The organism is Geothrix paludis, from assembly GCF_022808815.1.
Taxonomy (GTDB): domain Bacteria; phylum Acidobacteriota; class Holophagae; order Holophagales; family Holophagaceae; genus Geothrix; species Geothrix paludis.
In genome coordinates, this window is sequence record NZ_JAKZLC010000001.1 from 687194 (window position 1) to 704115 (window position 16922).

At 68.1% G+C, this 16922-nt stretch carries 17 protein-coding genes; 3 read left to right on the plus strand and 14 right to left on the minus strand.

What is annotated here, in order from left to right:
* Positions 1 to 14: 14 nt before the first annotated feature.
* The 4 genes from MLE64_RS03155 to MLE64_RS03170 all read right to left on the minus strand — a co-directional run bounded on the left by MLE64_RS03155 (position 15) and on the right by MLE64_RS03170 (position 4584).
* A complete protein-coding gene (locus tag MLE64_RS03155) occupies positions 15 to 1274 on the minus strand; it encodes a hypothetical protein (protein ID WP_243315776.1) in 1260 nt (419 codons plus the stop codon).
* A gap of 107 nt (positions 1275 to 1381) precedes the next feature.
* On the minus strand, positions 1382 to 2542 hold the full coding sequence (locus MLE64_RS03160) for a cysteine desulfurase family protein (RefSeq protein ID WP_243315778.1): 1161 nt from the start codon (positions 2540 to 2542) through the stop codon (positions 1382 to 1384).
* Positions 2543 to 2547: 5 nt separating this feature from the next.
* On the minus strand, positions 2548 to 3393 hold the full coding sequence (locus tag MLE64_RS03165; protein ID WP_243315781.1) for an alpha/beta hydrolase: 846 nt from the start codon (positions 3391 to 3393) through the stop codon (positions 2548 to 2550).
* Between the two features lie 3 nt (positions 3394 to 3396).
* Complete coding sequence (locus tag MLE64_RS03170) at positions 3397 to 4584, minus strand: alanyl-tRNA editing protein (protein WP_243315783.1); 1188 nt, start codon at positions 4582 to 4584, stop codon at positions 3397 to 3399.
* A 112-nt stretch (positions 4585 to 4696) separates the two neighbouring features.
* On the opposite strand from MLE64_RS03170, the gene MLE64_RS03175 reads away from it, so the two are divergent.
* Positions 4697 to 6058, plus strand: a complete 1362-nt coding sequence (locus tag MLE64_RS03175; RefSeq protein WP_243315786.1) for a replication-associated recombination protein A — start codon at positions 4697 to 4699, stop codon at positions 6056 to 6058.
* Here MLE64_RS03175 and MLE64_RS03180 read toward each other — a convergent pair whose 3' ends face one another.
* Together MLE64_RS03180 and MLE64_RS03185 are read right to left on the minus strand one after the other, a co-directional pair.
* Positions 6059 to 6925 (minus strand): pirin family protein, encoded by an 867-nt coding sequence (locus MLE64_RS03180; protein WP_243315788.1) that lies wholly within the window; start codon positions 6923 to 6925, stop codon positions 6059 to 6061.
* A 9-nt stretch (positions 6926 to 6934) separates the two neighbouring features.
* Positions 6935 to 7633 carry a pirin family protein gene (locus MLE64_RS03185; protein WP_243315790.1) on the minus strand — a complete coding sequence of 233 codons (699 nt, stop codon included), beginning with the start codon at positions 7631 to 7633 and terminating at the stop codon, positions 6935 to 6937.
* A gap of 115 nt (positions 7634 to 7748) precedes the next feature.
* Between MLE64_RS03185 and MLE64_RS03190 the strand changes: the two genes are divergently transcribed.
* Positions 7749 to 8177: a universal stress protein gene (locus tag MLE64_RS03190; protein ID WP_243315793.1), complete on the plus strand. Its 429-nt coding sequence runs from the start codon at positions 7749 to 7751 to the stop codon at positions 8175 to 8177.
* A gap of 1 nt (position 8178) precedes the next feature.
* Here the strand turns inward: MLE64_RS03190 and MLE64_RS03195 are convergent, their stop codons facing one another.
* The 6 genes from MLE64_RS03195 to MLE64_RS03225 form a co-directional block, all read right to left on the minus strand.
* Positions 8179 to 9147: a patatin-like phospholipase family protein gene (locus MLE64_RS03195; RefSeq protein WP_243315795.1), complete on the minus strand. Its 969-nt coding sequence runs from the start codon at positions 9145 to 9147 to the stop codon at positions 8179 to 8181.
* Between the two features lie 62 nt (positions 9148 to 9209).
* Positions 9210 to 10400, minus strand: a complete 1191-nt coding sequence (locus tag MLE64_RS03200) for an acyl-CoA dehydrogenase family protein (protein WP_243315797.1) — start codon at positions 10398 to 10400, stop codon at positions 9210 to 9212.
* 180 nt (positions 10401 to 10580) lie between these two features.
* Entirely contained in the window at positions 10581 to 11168 is a 588-nt protein-coding gene (locus tag MLE64_RS03205; protein ID WP_243315799.1) for a thymidine kinase, read from the minus strand.
* Between the two features lie 9 nt (positions 11169 to 11177).
* Positions 11178 to 12338: a DUF4388 domain-containing protein gene (locus tag MLE64_RS15695; RefSeq protein ID WP_279342859.1), complete on the minus strand. Its 1161-nt coding sequence runs from the start codon at positions 12336 to 12338 to the stop codon at positions 11178 to 11180.
* 1 nt (position 12339) lies between these two features.
* Positions 12340 to 14205, minus strand: a complete 1866-nt coding sequence (locus MLE64_RS03220; protein ID WP_243315804.1) for a tetratricopeptide repeat protein — start codon at positions 14203 to 14205, stop codon at positions 12340 to 12342.
* Between the two features lie 17 nt (positions 14206 to 14222).
* Positions 14223 to 14483, minus strand: coding sequence for a DUF1844 domain-containing protein (locus tag MLE64_RS03225; RefSeq protein ID WP_243286095.1), 261 nt, complete (start codon positions 14481 to 14483; stop codon positions 14223 to 14225).
* A 212-nt stretch (positions 14484 to 14695) separates the two neighbouring features.
* Between MLE64_RS03225 and MLE64_RS03230 the strand changes: the two genes are divergently transcribed.
* Positions 14696 to 15718, plus strand: coding sequence for a carboxypeptidase-like regulatory domain-containing protein (locus MLE64_RS03230; RefSeq protein WP_243315806.1), 1023 nt, complete (start codon positions 14696 to 14698; stop codon positions 15716 to 15718).
* Positions 15719 to 15781: 63 nt separating this feature from the next.
* Here the strand turns inward: MLE64_RS03230 and MLE64_RS03235 are convergent, their stop codons facing one another.
* Positions 15782 to 16558: an exodeoxyribonuclease III gene (locus tag MLE64_RS03235; RefSeq protein ID WP_243315819.1), complete on the minus strand. Its 777-nt coding sequence runs from the start codon at positions 16556 to 16558 to the stop codon at positions 15782 to 15784.
* Between the two features lie 10 nt (positions 16559 to 16568).
* A complete protein-coding gene (locus MLE64_RS03240; RefSeq protein WP_243315830.1) occupies positions 16569 to 16910 on the minus strand; it encodes an arsenate reductase family protein in 342 nt (113 codons plus the stop codon).
* Between the last annotated feature and the right edge of the window lie 12 nt (positions 16911 to 16922).

Sequence of the window (16922 nt, forward strand, 5' to 3'; positions counted from 1 at the left end):
GGCTCCGCTCCGGATCAATGGGAGCTCGCCGCCATCAGCGTCTTCTCGGATCCCGTCCCCTGCATCCAGAGGAGGGACATGCCCTGGGGGGAGACGGCGATCCGAGGCGAGGCGCAGGCGCCTTCCCGGCATTCAGCCACCACCTTCGGCTTGGACCAGACTCCGAGGCGGGTGCGGAGCACGACCTGGTCCCCATCCTCCCCATGCTTGACCACCAGGGCCCCTGCATGGCTATCGCCACCCAGGGCGATGGCGTAGTCATGGCTCCGGCCCCGGCTGCGGTCGAGACATTCCGCGCCCGGCTCCCAACCCCCATCCTGGAAGGCCCGGGCCAGCAAGTGCGAGCCTTCCCCACTCTCGCGCTGGCACCAGGCGGCCAGGGCCTCTCCGGATCCGTTCATGACCAAGCGTGGCAGGGAGATCTCCTGGGCCCTCGCCAGCGTAGTGGGCTCCCGCCACTCTCCCGCCACGACATCGAAGAAACAGGCTTCGAGGGTGCTCCGCTGGCCATAGGGCGCATGAACCCAGAGCGCCACCGCATTCCCGTGATCGTCCATGGCCACCTGGTGGTGGCGGGCGGCATGCGCCACCACGGGCACCGGACGATCGGACCAGATCCGGTCCGTGGGCCAGTGATGGCTGGCCAGCAGCCCATCGAAGAGGCTGTCCTGAGCCTCCCAGAGCACCATGGCGTGCTCGCTGTGGTTGGCCGCGAGCTGCGGCGAGGCCACAGGATCCGAAGCCAGTCCGAGGATCGTCGGCCCTTTCTCCCAGGCCTCGCCCCGCGTATCGAAGGAGTGGGCCATCACCTCGATCCTTCCCACCTTCTCGTGGAGCCAGACCACCAGTGCGTTGCCCCTGCGGTCCACCGCGATCTGGAGCTTGCGGATCCCCCCAGGCGTCCGGAATACCACTTGTTCCGAGCCCTCACAGGTTCCAAGGACCTTCCCGAGGATCTGCCGTTCCTCTCCGAGGTCGCACAACCAGACGGCCAGACCCCGGCCCTCAGGATTGATCGCCAGACGGGGCGTGGTTCCGGCGCTGAAGGGGGCGCGCATGAACGCCGGCGCCGCGGCAGCCCCCACGGGCAGGGTCCACAAGGTCCCATGGTTCTCCCAGAGGGCGATCCCCTGCCCACGGTGATCCACGGCCAACCTGGCATCGCCCAGATCCCCCCGGTCCAGGGGAGCCGGCGTCGACCATTTCTGGGTGCGCAATGCTTCCGGGGCGGGGCGGAATCCCTGAGTCAGGCGCTTGAGAAGGTCCAGGGACATGGGGCGCTCCCATGCAAGGCGGGAGGGGATTGTGGGTTCCGCCCACCTCACCATGTCACGATGGCCGTGTCAACAGAGGCTTATGTCACAAAGTTTTGGCATGGAATTTATCGATGAGATCCAATTCCTTGCCCTCCCTGCCGCAATGCCTCCACGAGGTCCGGAAGCAGGTCAGCCACCACCTGGATTTGCGCGTCGGTGGTGCCCAGCCCCAAGCTGAACCGGACGGTGCCTCGCGCGTGGGCCTCGGGCACGCGCATGGCGCGCAACACATGGCTGGGCTCCCGCATGCCCGTGCTGCAGGCGCTGCCGGTGGACACGCAGATGCCCTGTTCTGCCAGTTTCAACTGCAGCGCTTCGCCCTCAAGACCCGCGAAACCCACCAGGCTCGTGTTGGGCAGGCGATCCGTTCCCGCACCGTGGATGCGAACCTCCGGGATCTCCGCGAGGATGCGGGCCTCCAGGGCGTCGCGGAGCCCCCGCACCCGGTCCATCTCCGGCAGCCGCGCCAGGGCCCGTTCCGCGGCTTTGCCCAGGCCCACGATACCGGGGACGTTCTCCGTGCCCCCACGGCGGCCCCGCTCCTGGGAGCCGCCCAGCATGAGGGGCTTCAGCCGCACGCCCCGGCGAATCATGAGCAGGCCGGTGCCCTTGGGCCCGTGGAACTTGTGGCCGCTGAGACAGAGCAGATCCGCGCCCCAGGCTGTGGCATCCACCGGGATCTTGCCCATGGCCTGGGTGGCGTCCACCAGGAAGAGGGCCCCCTTCGCCTTCGCGACTTGCCCCGCCTCGGCCACCGGGAACAGCACGCCAGATTCGTTGTTGGCGGCCATGACGGCCACCAGGGCCGTGTCCGGGCGCACGGCGGCTTCCAGAGCCGCCAGGTCGAGCCGGCCCTCCCCGTCCACGCCCACGTCCCTGGTTTCGCCGCCCTGGGCTTTCCACCAGGCCACCAGGGCCCGCACGGCGGGGTGCTCCACGGCGGTCGCGACCAGGTGCCGCTTCGTCGGAAAGGCCTCCCACACGCCGCGGAAGGCGTGGTTCAGGCTCTCCGTGCCGCCGCTGGTGAAGGCGATCTCCGCGGGCGCGCAGCCCACCAGGGCCGCCGCCTGCTCCCGAGCGGCCACCACGGCGCCATCCGACAGGTGCCCGAGGGCATAGGCCGCGCTGGCATTGCCGAAGCGCTCCATGAACCAGGGCCGCATGGCCTCGAAGGCCTCGGGGTCGAGGGCGGTGGTGGCGTTGTGGTCGAGGTAGATCAAGTCCATGGGCCCTATTGTTTCATCCCGGCGCGCCCCTGGAGAAAGACCAGGGCCTCAGACCAGGGCGGACGGCCGGGGGCCAGGGGCAGATCGTTGTGGGTGGCCCGGGGGACCTCCCAGATCCGGACGGCCCCGGGGCACCCCTGGGCCAGACGCCGCCCCTGCTCTGCGCCCACCACCTCGTCCTGGCCGGCGATCACCATGGCCACGGGTCCGCGGTAGCCGCGGATGGCCCCAAGGCTGTCCCAGCGGTCCCGCATGATCAGCTTCATGGGCAGGTACGGATAGTGGTGAGCGGCCACCTCGGTCATCCGGGCGAAGGGCGTGGCCAGGAGGAGCCCCGCCACCAGCTTGGGCTCGGCGGCGGCCACCTGCGCCGCCACGCCGGACCCGAGGCTCTCCCCCAGCAGGATCACCGGCGCGCTGGATTCCGCCTTCAGCTGCTGCAGTGCCGCCCGGGCATCGGCCACCAGGGAGGCCTCCGACCGCTCGCCCTCCCGGGGACCGTAGCCCGGGTATTCCAGCAGCACGCCCTCAAAGCCCGCGGCCTCGAACACCGGAAGGTAGTCCAAGCGGCCCAGGGCATCCCCCGCGTTCCCGTGCAGCACGAGAATCCGGGGGGCTCCCGACCTCGCGGCCCGCCGCCAGCCAAGCACGCCCCCCTTCGCGTCCCGCCAGGGCACCAAACGCGCGCCCACGGCCCGCTGAACGGCCTCCGGCTCCGGCTCGCGATCGGGGAAGTACATCATCCGCCGCTGGGTCAGGAAGGCCAGGAGGCAGAGGACCGCATAGAGCCCGAGACCCCAACCCACCAGCTTGAGGAAGCTGACGATCCAGAGGGGCCAGGATCGGACCAAGGCTCAGCCCCCGCTCGCCCGGAGGTGGGCCAGGGCCTCGGCCCGTGCCGCCAGGTCCGGCGCTTTGCCCTGGAAGCTCTTTCCCGAGCCGCCCCCCTTGGCGCCGAGGAGTGCCGCCACGGCCTTGCCGAGGGTGGGCACGTCCAAGGCGGAGACCTCCCCCGCGCTCAGCAGGAAGAGCCCCTGTCCACCCGACTCGGCCGTGAGGAACACAGCCTTGGCGGGATCCGCCGCGAGCACCTGGCGCGCCAGTTTCTGAAGGAAGGCCATGTCGCGACCCTCGGCGTGGGCCTCCACCAGCCCCTCCGGCCGTGCGGCCAGAGCCGCCGCCTGGATCTCGGCCAGGTCCTCCTCCAGCTTGCGGACGCGGCGGTCGGAGGCCTGGAGCTGGTCCAGCTTGGTTTGGAGGGCGGGCACCAGGTCCTCATCCGGCGCGCCCAGCAGGGCCCGCAGGGCCGCGTTGCGTGTTTCATGCGCGTCCAGGCGCAGCCTGGCGCGTCTTCCGGCCACATAGAAGAGGCGTGTACCTCCCCGGATGGCCTCGGTTCCCAGCAGCTTGAGGGCCTCGATCTCGCCCGTGTGGCGCAGGTGCGTGCCCCCGCAGGTGTTCAGATCCACGCCAGCGATCTGAACCAGGCGGATGTCACCCGTGTGGCCCTCCGGCAGGCCCCGGGATCTCACTGCTTCCAGCTTGTAGGTCTCCGGGCTCACCCGCCGGGCCGAGATCTCGCGGTGCGCCCGGATCTCGGACGCTACGGTCTCTTCCAATACCGCCATGTCGCGCAGCGACATGGCGGTCGCAGTCACCTCGATGTCGCAGACTGTTGCTCCCAGGTGGAAGGCCGTGGTGCCCCAACCGAAGCGGTCCTGGGCCACCGCCGTGAGCAGGTGCTGGCCCGTGTGCTGCTGCATATGGTCGAAGCGGCGGGCCCAGTCCAGTTCCAGCGAGGCCGGGCCTTCCGCCAAAGGCGAAGCCAGGTAGTGGCGGATCTCGCCCTCCCGTTTTTGGACATCCACGACCGCCACGCCGCCCAGCATTCCCCGGTCCGCGGGCTGACCGCCTCCCTCGGGGTAGAGGATCGTGTCTTCGAGGATCGCGAAGGGACGGCCCTGCTCCTCCCCCGTTCGGAGCACGCGGGTCTCCAGGGTGGTGGCGTAGGGATCGCGTTCGTAGGCGGGGATCGTGTCCATGGGACCAGCCTACCCCGGAGTGACTCGGGCCGGGCCGCCCCTAATCCTACGCGCAGGCAGGACGCGCTAGGCTGGAAGGACTGTGAGCCATACCACCCCGCTTCCCGAACGCATGCGACCTTCGACGCTGGACGAGGTGGTGGGCCAGGCGCACCTGCTGGGACCCAAGGGCGCGCTGCTGCGGCTCACGGCTGGGGGCCGGCTGCCCTCCATGGTGATGTGGGGGCCGCCGGGCACGGGCAAGACCACCCTGGCCCGCATCCTGGCGGAGGCCACGGGGCATGGCTTCATGGAGTTCTCAGGCGTGAGCGGCAGCGCCGCGGAGCTGAAGAAGTTCCTCCAGGAGAGCCGGGAGATGCCCCTGTTCCGCACGGTGCCGCCCGTGGTGTTCCTCGATGAGATCCACCGCTTCAACCGGGCCCAGCAGGACATCCTCCTGCCCTTCCTGGAGCGCGGCGAGGCCATCCTCATCGGCGCCACCACGGAGAATCCGGCTTTCTACCTGAACCCGGCGCTCCGCAGCCGCTGTCAGCTCATCGCCCTCAAGGCCCTGGAGCCCGTCCACATCCAGCAAGTGCTGAAGCGGGCCTGGGCCAAGGAACGGCCCGGACAGCCGGAGCCAGCCGAAGTCTTCGAGTGGCTCTCCCACTGGGCCGGCGGCGATCTGCGCTCGGCCCTCTCGGGGCTGGAGACGTGGATGGAGATGCCGGATCCCGATCTGGAGTCCCTCCAGGGCGCCTTGGGCGGCCGCATGATGTTCGACCGCGCCGACGGCCACTACGACCTGGCCAGCGCCTTCCAGAAAAGCCTGCGGGGTTCCGATGCCGACGCCGCCCTCTACTACCTGAGCCGCATGATCCGCGGCGGCGAGGATCCCCGCTTCATCGCCCGGCGCCTCATGGTCTGCGCCGCCGAGGACGTGGGCAACGCCGATCCCCAGGCCTTCATCCTCTGCGAGGCCGCCAGCCGGGCCGTGGAGCAGATCGGCTGGCCCGAGGCTCGCATCCCCCTGGCGCAGGCGGTGATCTACGTGGCCAACGCCGCCAAGAGCAACGCCACGGTGATGGCCATCGACACGGCCCTGGCCGCCGACGACGCGCCCATCCCGGAGGCCATCCGCGACGCCCATACCGCCACGGCCCGGAAGGCCGGCCGCGGCGCGGGCTACCACTACTCCCACGACGACTACGACCGGGAGCAGATCTTTCTGCCCGACAAGCTGCGCGGCCAATCGTTTTACGAACCGAAACGCCCCCAGGAACGCAGCTGGCGCGACCGCCAGGAGCCCGATGCAGCGGCCCTCTCGACCCTCTGGGAAGCCTGGGTGGAGGCCCATCCCGAAGGCGGCGAGCTGCCCCTGGACACCTGGAGCACCGAGCTGGCCTGCAGCCGCGAAGGCCTGGCCCGGGCCATCCACAAACTGGCCCAGGGCAGGTTCACCCTGGGCCGGAAGCTGGAAGCGAAGCCGATCTGATCAGTCGAGGTGCCCCAGGCGCCCCTCCTGGTAGTCCCGGATGGCCTGCTCGATCTCATCGTAGGTGTTCATCACGAAGGGACCGTAGTGGGCGATGGGCTCCCGGAGGGGTTCCCCCGCCAGCAGCATGAGACTGGCGGACGTCACAACTTCCAGGGCCAGCGTGTCCCCCTCACCCAGCAGCGCCACCGTGTCGGCGGGCACGTCCGTGCCCTCCACGCGGACCTTTCCGCTCAGGGGCACCACGGCGGCGATCCATCCCTCGGGAATCGCCTGCTGGAAACGGGCGCCGGCCTCCAGCTCCAGATGGGCGTAGCCGATCCGCGCCGGGGTCTGCGCGGGGCCCGTCACGCCGGCCCAGGTGCCCGCCAGCACGCGGAGGCGGCCTCCGGGAAGGGCCTGCCAGGGCATGGCTTCCGGCTGGAGGTCCGTGTAGCCGGGCGCGGATCCCTTGGCCGCCTTGGGCAGGTTGATCCAGAGCTGCACGCCTTCGATGGGGCCTCCGGTCTCGAGGTGCTCCGGCACCGGCATCTCCTCGTGGACGATGCCCGAGCCCGCGTTCATGAGCTGGGCCCCGCCGGGCCGCAGCAGACCGGACCCACCCGTGCTGTCCCGGTGCCGGAAGGCGCCCTGGATGAGGTAGGTGAGGGTCTGGAAGCCCTTGTGGGGATGGGGCGGGAAGCCCGCATCCGTGCCCGGAGGCAGCACCATGGGACCGAAGTGGTCCATGAGCAGGAAGGGATCCATGGCGCGGAAGGCGTCGGCCCCCCGGTGTCCCTGACCGGGCACCAGACGGGTCAAGGGAACACGGTTGCCGTCCTCCGTGGGGAGACCGGGCACGAGCGTGGCGACAGGTTTGATGGTCATGGCGATACCTCAGGCGAGATCGAAGAACAGGACTTCGGCGGGCGATCCGGCCGCCACGGTGAGGGAGGGTTCCCCTTCGATGCGGGCCGCGTCTCCGGCGTTCATGGCCGTGCCGTTGAGCGTCACGGTCCCCTTGGCCACATGGAGGAAGCCGGCGCGTCCGGCTGGCACCGCGGCCTTGACCTCGCGGCCGGGATCGAGACGCGCCGCGAAGACCTTCACATCCTGGAAGAGCTTCACGGACCCCTCCGCCCCGTCCGGGCTGGCGATGAGCCGAAGGCGGTTCTCCAACTCGGGGCCGGGGAAGGCCACCTGGTCGTAGCGGGGGGCAAGGCCCTGGCGCTCGGGCACGATCCAAATCTGGAGAAAGTGCACCGCCTCTGAGGCCGAAGCGTTGAACTCGCTGTGGCGGATGCCGGTGCCGGCGCTCATGACCTGGGCTTCGCCCGGCCGGATGACGCCGTGCGTCCCCAGGCTGTCGCGGTGCTCCAGGGCCCCGGAGAGCACCCAGGTGAGGATCTCCATGTCCCGGTGGCCATGGGTGCCGAACCCCTTGCCGGGCTGGACGCGGTCCTCGTTCAGCACGCGCAGGGCGTGGAACTGGGTGTGCTCGGGATCGAAGTATTCCCCGAAGGAGAAGGTATGGCGGGTGTCGAGCCATCCGAAATCGAAGTGGCCCCTGGCTCCGGCAGGTCGCAGCGTGATCATGGCGCCTCCTGGATCCATGTTACGTGTTTAAACTCGTATTTCAACCCCCTCCTGAAAAAAATCGGCACCGATGGATGACCTGGACGTATCTTTGGGGCATCCGACGGAGGCCGCCGTGATCACGCGGGTGCTGGTGGGTGTGGACTTCTCCGAAGCCTCGAAGCAGGCGCTGGAGCGTGCCGGGAACTGGGCATCCCGTTGCGGCGTGCCCCTGGTGGCCATGCACGTGCTCCAGCCTCCCGCCCCCATGCTGCCCGAAGCCCAGATCGCCCTTCCCGACCCCGCCTGGCTGAAGAGCATGGAAGACCATGCCCGGGAGCAGCTTGAATCCTGGGTCAAGCCCTTTGGCGGCACCGAGGTCATCGTGAAGTGGGGCGGACCCGCGGAGGAACTGGTGTCCGCGGCAGACCCGACGACCCTGCTGGTGGTGGCTCAGGTGGGCCACTCCACCCTGGAGCGGCTGCTGTTCGGCAGCACCGCGGCCCGGGTGGTGAGGCTGGCGCCCTGCGACGTGCTGGTGGTGCGCACCGAGAAGGCGCGGTAGCTCAGAGCGACGCCATCAGCGCCTCGAAGGCCGGGGCCTGGCGGTGGAGAATGGCGTCCGCCGCGCGTTGCAGGCCTTCGAGATGCCCGGGGCTGGCGTCATCCATCTCGCTCAGACCCGCGTCGAGATCCGTCTGGAAGCGGAGGTAGCGCGGCCTGCCGTCCGCACCGGCAGGCATGAGCTGGCGCAGCTGGTAGTCCACGGTGTCCGCCACGCCATCGAAGATGACGTCCAGGATGGGCCGGGCCCAGCCCGCCACGCCCCAGCCCTTCGCCTCCTCGTAGCGGTAGGGCGTGGCGTGGATGCCCGTGCCCAGGGATACCAGCAGGATGTCCTCGGCGCTCCCGCCCAGTCCCTGCCGGGCCTCCGCATAGGCGCACATGGCCGGGTTGTTGGCGAAGACGCCGCCGTCCACCAGCACGTCCCGATCCCTGGGCCAGGACACCAGCAGCGGCTCGAAGTAGGTGGGCGCTGCGCTGGTGCCGCGGGCCGCCACACGCATGGGCACGTCGTAGCGAGCGTCCGCGCGGGCCCGTCGGCGGCGGTAGAAGAAGGCATCCCGCTTCTCGAGGTCGTAGGCCGTCACCAGGACCTCCACCAAGGCGTCCTTGAGGCGGGTCTCCCCGAAGTACTGCGCCAGCACGCCCTCCAGGCCGTCCGACGGGTACTTCGCCGCCCGCAAGCCCATGGGGTTCGTGAGGCGCCGCCAGAGGCTCTCGTCGAAGATCCGGGCACCCTCCTTCAGGTAGAGGCCGGCCAGGTCCTGGGCCGAGTAGCGGGGACGCCCATCCTGCCCAGGCACCGCGAACCCCAGGGCCAGGATGCCGCCCGTGCTGGTGCCGGCGATAAGGTCGAAGCAGTCGGCCACCGCCCGACCGGTCCGTCGCTCCAGCTCCGCCAGCACCAGGGCGGGGATGAGGCCGCGGATGCCGCCGCCGTCGATGGAGAGGACGCGGAAAGGTTTGGGCATCCGGCATTTTATGCACAGAAAAACGGGCCATGCGGCCCGTTTTTCTGTGGTGGGAATGGCTTTCAGCGGTAAGCGGGAATCCCAGTCACTTCCTGGCCGATGATCAGCGTGTGCATATCGTGCGTGCCCTCGTAGGTGTAGACGCTCTCGAGGTTCGCCATGTGCCGCATGACGGGGTACTCGTCGAGGATGCCGTTGGCGCCGAGGATGGTGCGGGCCTTGCGGCAAACTTCCAGGGCGATGTTCACGTTGTTCATCTTGGCCATGGAGACCTGGGCGGGCGTGAACGTCTTGGCGTCCTTCAGGCGGCCGAGCTGATGCACCAGCAGCTGGCCCTTGGTGATCTCGGTGACCATCCAGGCCAGCTTCTCCTGCTGGAGCTGGTAGCTGGCGATGGGCTTGTCGAACTGGATGCGGGTCTTGGCGTAGTCCAAGGCGCACTGGTAGCAGGCGTCCGCGGCGCCGAGGGCGCCCCAGGCGATGCCGTAGCGGGCCTGGGTGAGGCAGCCCAGGGGACCCTTCAGGCCCTTCACGTTGGGGAGCAGCGACTTGGCCTCGTCCACGATCACGTCCTCCAGCACCAGCTCGGAGGTGGTGGAGGCGCGCAGGCTCCACTTGCCCTTCATCTCGGGGGCGCTGAAGCCGGGGGTGCCCTTCTCCACCAGAAAGCCGCGGATGCCGTCCTCGGTTTGGGCCCACACCACGGCCACGTCGGCCACGGTGCCGTTGGTGATCCACATCTTGGTGCCGTTGATGCGCCACTTGCCCCCGGGCTCGCGCACGGCCTTCGTGAGCATGCCGCCGGGGTTGGAGCCGAAATCGGGCTCGGTGAGGCCGAAGCAGCCGATCTTCTCGCCCGTGGCCAGCTTGGGCAGCCAGTACCGCTTCTGCTCCTCACTGCCATAGGCGTAGATGGGCCACATGACGAGGCTGCCCTGCACGGAGGCGAAGGAGCGCAGGCCCGAATCGCCCCGCTCCAGCTCGTACATGAGAATGCCGTAGGCCACGTTGGACACGCCCATGCAGCCGTATTCCTCGGGCAGCGCGGGTCCGAAGAAGCCCAGCTCGCCCATCTTGGGAATGAGGTGCTTGGGGAAGGTCTGCTCCTGGGCGTGCTTCTCGATGATGGGCAGCACTTCGGCGTTGACGAATTTCCGCGCGGTCTCGCGGATCATCCGCTCTTCCTCGGTGAGCAGGCCCTCGAAGCCCATGTAGTCAGTGATGTGGGTGAACGTGGCGTAGGCGCCGGCCATGGAAACCTCCTGGATTGCCCTGAAGCCTCGGGCGGGGAGTGGGAAAACGACGCTGCAGCAGCGCGCCGGGGCCAGTCTAGCGCTCCCCTGAAACCCAGGCAGCAGAGCACAGGCCCCCACACCCCAGCTTCCTGTCGCGGCAGGAATCGCTTTGACGGATTGTCAATACTCCAGGGACAGTCATTCCCCTTCGAGCATCCGTTCGCCGGTGGCGTGCGGGGTCTCGTGGCAGTGGCGGCAGCGGGCCTCGTAGGCTTCGGCGGCGCCCACCAGCACCTGGCCGCCGGTCTGCACCATGCGCTGGGTGCGGCCGGCCAGCGCGCCGCACACCATGCAGATGGCCTGGAGCTTGGTGACGTATTCGGCCTTGGCCAGCAGGATGGGCATGATGCCGAAGGGCTCGCCGTTGGAGTCCTGGTCCAGTCCCCCGACGATGACACGCACGCCGCGGTCAGCGAGATCCTCGATGATGGGGATGAGGCCCTCGTCCATGAACTGCACCTCGTCCAGGGCCACCACCTCGGCTTCCGGATCCAGGTGGCGCGCCAGCTCCACGCTGTCCTTCACCGGGATGGCGTCGTGCTTGCGCTGGCTGTGGCTGGCGATGGCTGAGACGTCGTAGCGGTCATCCAGGGCCGGCTTGAAGACCTGGACCTTCTGCCGGGCGATGATGGCCCGTTTGATGCGCCGGATCAGCTCCTCGGACTTGCCCGAGAACATGGGGCCGCAGATCACCTCCAGGCAACCCTGGCGCTGGTGCACGAACATCGGAAATCCTTATCGCTTGGGCCGTGGGGCGGGGTCGGGATCCTTGGCCGGGGCCATGGGGTCGGGGAGGCTGGTCAGGTCGGGAACGGGATTCTTCCCGTCCACGGAGCTCCCCAGCAGCTTCGCCAGCGCCGAGCCGCCATCCTTCGGAGCGGCCATGCGGAGCGCCCATTCATGCCGGAGGCGGGTGGGCCCTTCCGGCACGACCCGGACATCCACCGGCTGGAGGCTGGCCAGCCCCAGGTTCACGGAGCCACGCTGGTTGGGCACGTACATCGCCAGGGGAACGGCGAATCCCAGCACGACCAGGGGCCACAAGAGCGGGCTGGGCTCCCAGGCCTCGGGCGCCAGGTCGGGGTGGCCTTCCACCCACGGGCGGATCACCTTGACCGCGGCGTCGCCCGACTTGGTCTCCAGGAGGCCCGCCTCCAGGAGGTCCGCGACGGCCTTGCAGGTATCCAGCTCCTCGTAGCGGCTGATCTGGGTGATCTCCCGGGCGCTCTGGGGGTGGTCGAAATAGGAGAGGACCATCTCCTGCTCATGGGTGAGCCCCGAGGATCCGTGCACCTGCCCCTTCCCATCCAGCACCGACGAGACTTCGCGGTCGATGTCGAGGTGGAGGGCCTGGGCCCTGGGGGATTTCCCGAGAGGCGTGTCGAGCCCCGGCAGGCGGCGCTCCACCTCGGGCCACTCGTCCTGGATGCGGGCAGCCTCCATCAATACGGTGTCCACGGGGATCGGCACGAAGTGCTCCCGATCCAGGTCCGTCGGCAGGAAGGAATCGAAGCGGTAGTCGCCCTCCACCCAGCGGAAGGTGCGGTGGAGGATGGCGGTGGCCTGGTTGAAGAGCGCGTCCTGCAGGTCCGTGGGGGTGACCTTGCCGCTCTCCAGCAGCAGGGTGCCCATGCGCTTGAGCGTCTGCCGCTGGACCTGGACCATGGCCAGGAGCTCCTCGCCGGTGAGCCGGCCCAGGCGCACGAGCATGGTGCCCAGGCGGTCCTCCATGCGGACCTGGTTCGAGTCACAACCGACGATCTCGCCGTTCTCGAAGAAGACTTTGACGAACTCCTGCCCCTGGGACAGCACCAGGGTGCCGTTCTTCCCCTGGATCTTGATCATGTTGAACAAGGAGAAGAGGTCGAAGTCCCGGAGGGATCCTTCCAGCGCCATTTCAGGCCCTCCTCAGGAACAGTTTCAGCCAGGAGCGGAGGTAGAACACGGCGACGAGGACCGCTCCGACGGCCATCCACGTGGAGGTGGGGTCGGGGATGGCCTCTCCCGGATACCGCACAGAACGCCCGGTGGCGAGGACCATGCCCGCGGCGAGACACAGGGGGATGAACTCCATCAGGGCCTCCCGCGTCTCCCCCAGGAAGGCCAGATCGCAACCCGGCAGCAGGACGATCAGGGTCTTGTGGATCCATCGCGTGTTCCGCTGGTGCTCCGCCACCTCGTCGAGCTTCTTCCGCCGGCTTTCCGTGTGGAGGCCGTCCCGCAGGACGAAGAGGTGGTGGCACTTCGAGCAGACGTCGGGATCGGGGCTGTCCGTGGTGTGGTAGGGCTCCCCGCAGCGGATGCACTGCCCCGGATGGGCCAGCCGGACGCTCCTCCGGACCCGCAGGAGGAAGGCCGAGATGCCGAGGAGGGGCAGCAGGAAGGCCGCCAGGAAGGCCGGCTCGGAGAGGGGCAACCGACCCGCCTTGCTGTGGGTCCCGGCGGCTTCCGCGAGCGCCTCGGACCGGGCGGCCGTGTCGGGCATGGGGATGGGGTACGCGCGCACATCCTTCCGGGCGTCATTCAGGGCGATGAGACTGGCATAGGCCTCGGGGTCCGCCGCCCTGGCCTCATCCTGCTTGGAAGCTCCCAGCGCGGTATCGAGCCGGTTGAAGGCGAGGACGCTCTGGTTGAGGAGGATCTCCATCCGGGTGCCGGCGCGCTGCGCCTCCTGGAAGGTCTTCTCCGCGCCCGCGGTGTCCCCCAGCTGGTACCGGGCGACGCCGAGGTTGTTCAGCACTTCCGCCTGGTCCGGATGGCGGCCCACCAGGTCCTGGAAGGTTCCTTCGGCTTCCTTCCATTGCTGGTTCTGGAGCTGTTCCCACCCACTGAGGAATACCTGGTCGGTGGGAGGCAGCAGCTTCAAGGACTCCGCCGGGATTGGCTGGACATGGGGCTGCAGCTGGAGGGTCTCGATGCTGGGCGCCGGATCGCGGGCCGCGAGAGGTTCCATGACGGCTAGTACGGGATGGACCAGCTGGAACAGCATGATGAAGACGGTGACCTTCACCTCGATGGGCAGCAGGAAGGGGGCCAGCAGGAAGAGCCAGACCAGGGCGGCCACGAGGGGATCCAGGCCCAGAAGCACTGGCCCCGCGAGGATGATGGCTCCGATCAATGCGGCCAGGGCCGGGCTGATCCCCTTGTGCTGGAGCGGCTCCTCCCAGATGTGCCGGAGCACGTGGCGATAGCGCAATCCCATGGTGAGGGCCCAGCCCCAGAGCAGCAGCGTGGCGCTCAGGCGAAGGATCCCCAGGTGCTGCAGCAGCCAAAGCCAGCGGTGGGCAGGCTGCTCGAGGCGCTGGCGGGTGAGGCGGAGGAGATCCGGGAAGCTCCAGAGCCATCCCCGCGGACCCTGCTGGCGCATCAGCGCGATCCTGGTCCCGAGCAGGGTGGGATGGTCGGGCGCCCACCGCTCCACGGCCTGGAGCGCCTCCAGCCCGAGCTCCGGCCGACCGGCCAGGCCCTTCTGGCGGGCCCAGAAGGCTGCGGCTTCCACCAGCGGGGTGACATCCATCGTGGAATAGGTGCGACGGAGCATCTCGACTTCGAGCTGGGCGGCCCTCACCGCTTCCGGATCCCCCTTCGACAGGGCCTCGAACAGATGGTTCGCGCGATGGCTGAGGGCGATGGCCGATTCAGTGGCCGTCGTCGCAGGCGCCGCGGTCGGACCGGTGGACGCGGGCGCAGTAGCGGCCTGCAGGACGCCAACGCCCGCGCAAGCCGCGAGAACCAGCGCGCGGAAGATTCGGGCGAGTCCCATGGTCTTCCTTTCGAGGTTCATGGCTTGGGATCCCCGGGGACGCCGGCCGCCGGCTTCAGGTCCATCAGCCGCATGCGCAGTCCGTACAGGAGGTCCTCGAGCTGGCGCGTTTCCGCATCATCCCGGGAGGCTTCGGTCTTGTCCTTGAGCACACCGAGCAGGTCCACGTAGAAGCGGGCCACCGCCGGGTTCGCGGGAGGGACGTCCTTCATCATCGGATGGGGCACGCCGAGGGCCAGAAGTGCCTGCTCCGCCAGGAGATGCATCAGGGCGGTCAAGGACGCTTCCGGCACCGCAGGATTCATGGGCTACCTCAAACACTTTCAGGACTTGTCTGCCGGGAAGCCTACCACAGCCCTCCTTTTCCCGCATCTGACGCGAAATGCCCCGGGTCGAGCGGCACGGGAGACCGGGGAAGCGCTTTTTTGACGAAAAGCACTCGGCGCGGGAGCAGCGCTGTGGAACGATGGATGGGTTTGGAGGAAACCCCATGCGACGCCTCATCTCAGCGCTCCTCATCCCGGCCGCCTGCCTGTCCCTGTACGCCGAGACCACCGGTCGCATCAGCGGCAAGGTGGTGACCAAGGACGGCAAGCCCGTCGCCGGAGCCAAGATCATCCTGAAGCGCCTCGACCGTGCCTGGACCAAGGAACTGACGTCCGACAAGAAGGGCAGCTTCCTCCAGGTGGGCCTGGACCCGAAGGAGTTCGAGTTCACCGTCAAGGCTGAAGGCTATGTCGAGCACAAGGAGATGATCCGGATTCCCCTGGCCGATGTGCTGGTCAAGGACATCACGCTGTACACGCCGACCGAATCCCGCACCATGGCCCCCGCCGCGGGCGGCACTCAGGCCGCTCCGGAGGATCCCGGAGCCGCCCTGGACGCTGAGGGCCGGGATGCGTTCAACGCCGCCATCCCGCTCTACAACGAAGGCAACTACGCCGAAGCCCTGCCCCATGTGGACAAGGCTTACAAGACCCTGACCGATGCCATGGGCAAGCTGAAGGACGAGACGGCCAAGACCGAACTGGCGCCCGAGATCCTGAAGATCGAGCGTGTGCTGGGCATCTGCATGGCCCAGGCGGGCGAGAAGAAGGAGGCGGCCGAACCTTACCTCCTGAAGGCCCTGGAGCGGAACCCGAAGGACGAGCGTGTGATCGCCGGCCTCATCGAGACCAGCAAGGCCAAGTCCGACAAGGCTGCCGAGCAGAAGTACACGGCCATGCTGGAAGCCATCCAGGGGCCCAATCCGGACGTGATCTACAACAAGGGCGTCGAAGCCTTCAACGCGGGCAAGACCAAGGAGGCGAAGGCCCACCTGCTGAAGGCCCTGGAAGTGGACCCCAAGTACGCCGAAGCCCACTACCTGTTGGCCATGGTCGAATTCGGCGAGAACAACCTGCGTGGCACCAAGACGCACCTCGAGAAGTACATCGAGCTCGCTCCCGCCGGCAAGAACGCCGCCACGGCCCGGGAGATGCTCAAGGATCCCTCGCTGAAGAAGATCAAGTAGTCATCGTGCTCCAAAAAGCGGGGGCCCCGACCGGGGCCCCCGCTTTTTGGAGACCGGGAAAAATCAAAGCAATTCCAGGCTGATGGGGCAGTGGTCGGAACCCATCACGTCGGCGTGGATGCGGGCGTCCTTCACGCGATCCAGCAGGGTGCGGCTGGCAAGGAAGAGGTCGATCCTCCAGCCCACGTTCCGCTCCCGCGCCCCGCCCCGGGCGGTCCACCAGGTGTAGAGTCCCGGCGTGGCCGGGTTCCGCTCGCGCAACACATCCGCCAGCCCCGCGCCCAGGTAGAGCTTGAAGTCCTCCCGTTCCTCGGGGGTGAACCCGGGATTCTTGACGTTGTCTTTGGGCCGGGCGAGGTCGATCTCTTCGGGCGCCACGTTCATGTCGCCGGTGAGGATGATCTGGTCCCCGGCCTGGTGGTGCTTTGCCACGATGGCGGCGAGGTCCCGAGCGAACTGGCGCTTGAAGGGGAGGCGCACCAGGCCCTGGGAGGCGTTGGGGAAGTAGCCGCCGATGAAGACGAGCTTGTCCTTCCGGGAGACGATCATGCGCCCTTCCGCATCGTACCCGTCGATGCCCAACCCCTTGGCGTGGGTGAATCCCAGGTCCTTCTTCGAAAAGGTCGCCGAGCCGGCATAACCCTTCTTGCTCGTGGCGGGGAACCAGCAGACGTCGTAGGCGCTCTCGATCTGGCGGCGCACGCCCAGGTCCGCCTCCTCCCACTCGCAGCGGATCTCCTGGAGGGAGAGGACATCCGGTTCCGCCTCCTCCAGCCAGTCCATGAATCCCTTCTTCAGGACCGACCGAAAGCCGTTCACGTTCCAGCTGTAGAAGCGCATGGGTCCTCCCTCAGGGGACCAGTCTGGCATAAGCTTCCGGATCGAAACCAATGACCGTGGCCTTGGGGTGCACCAGGATGGGCCGCTTGAGCAGGTTGTTGTCCTGCACCATCAGCTCGATGGCCTCTGCCTTGGAAAGCTTCCAGTCTTTCAATCCAAGCTCCTTGTACTTCGGGCTCTTCGTGCCAAGCATGGGCGCGGGGTCCGCCGGAAGCAGGCCTTCCAATTCCGCAGCCTCCAGGGGTTTCTTGAAATAGTCGCGGATCTCCACCTCGATGCCCAGCTCCGCCAGCTTCGCCTTGGCGTTCCGGCAGGTGGTGCAGCTCGACTTCATCCAGAGGACCGGCTTCACGGAAACTCCAGT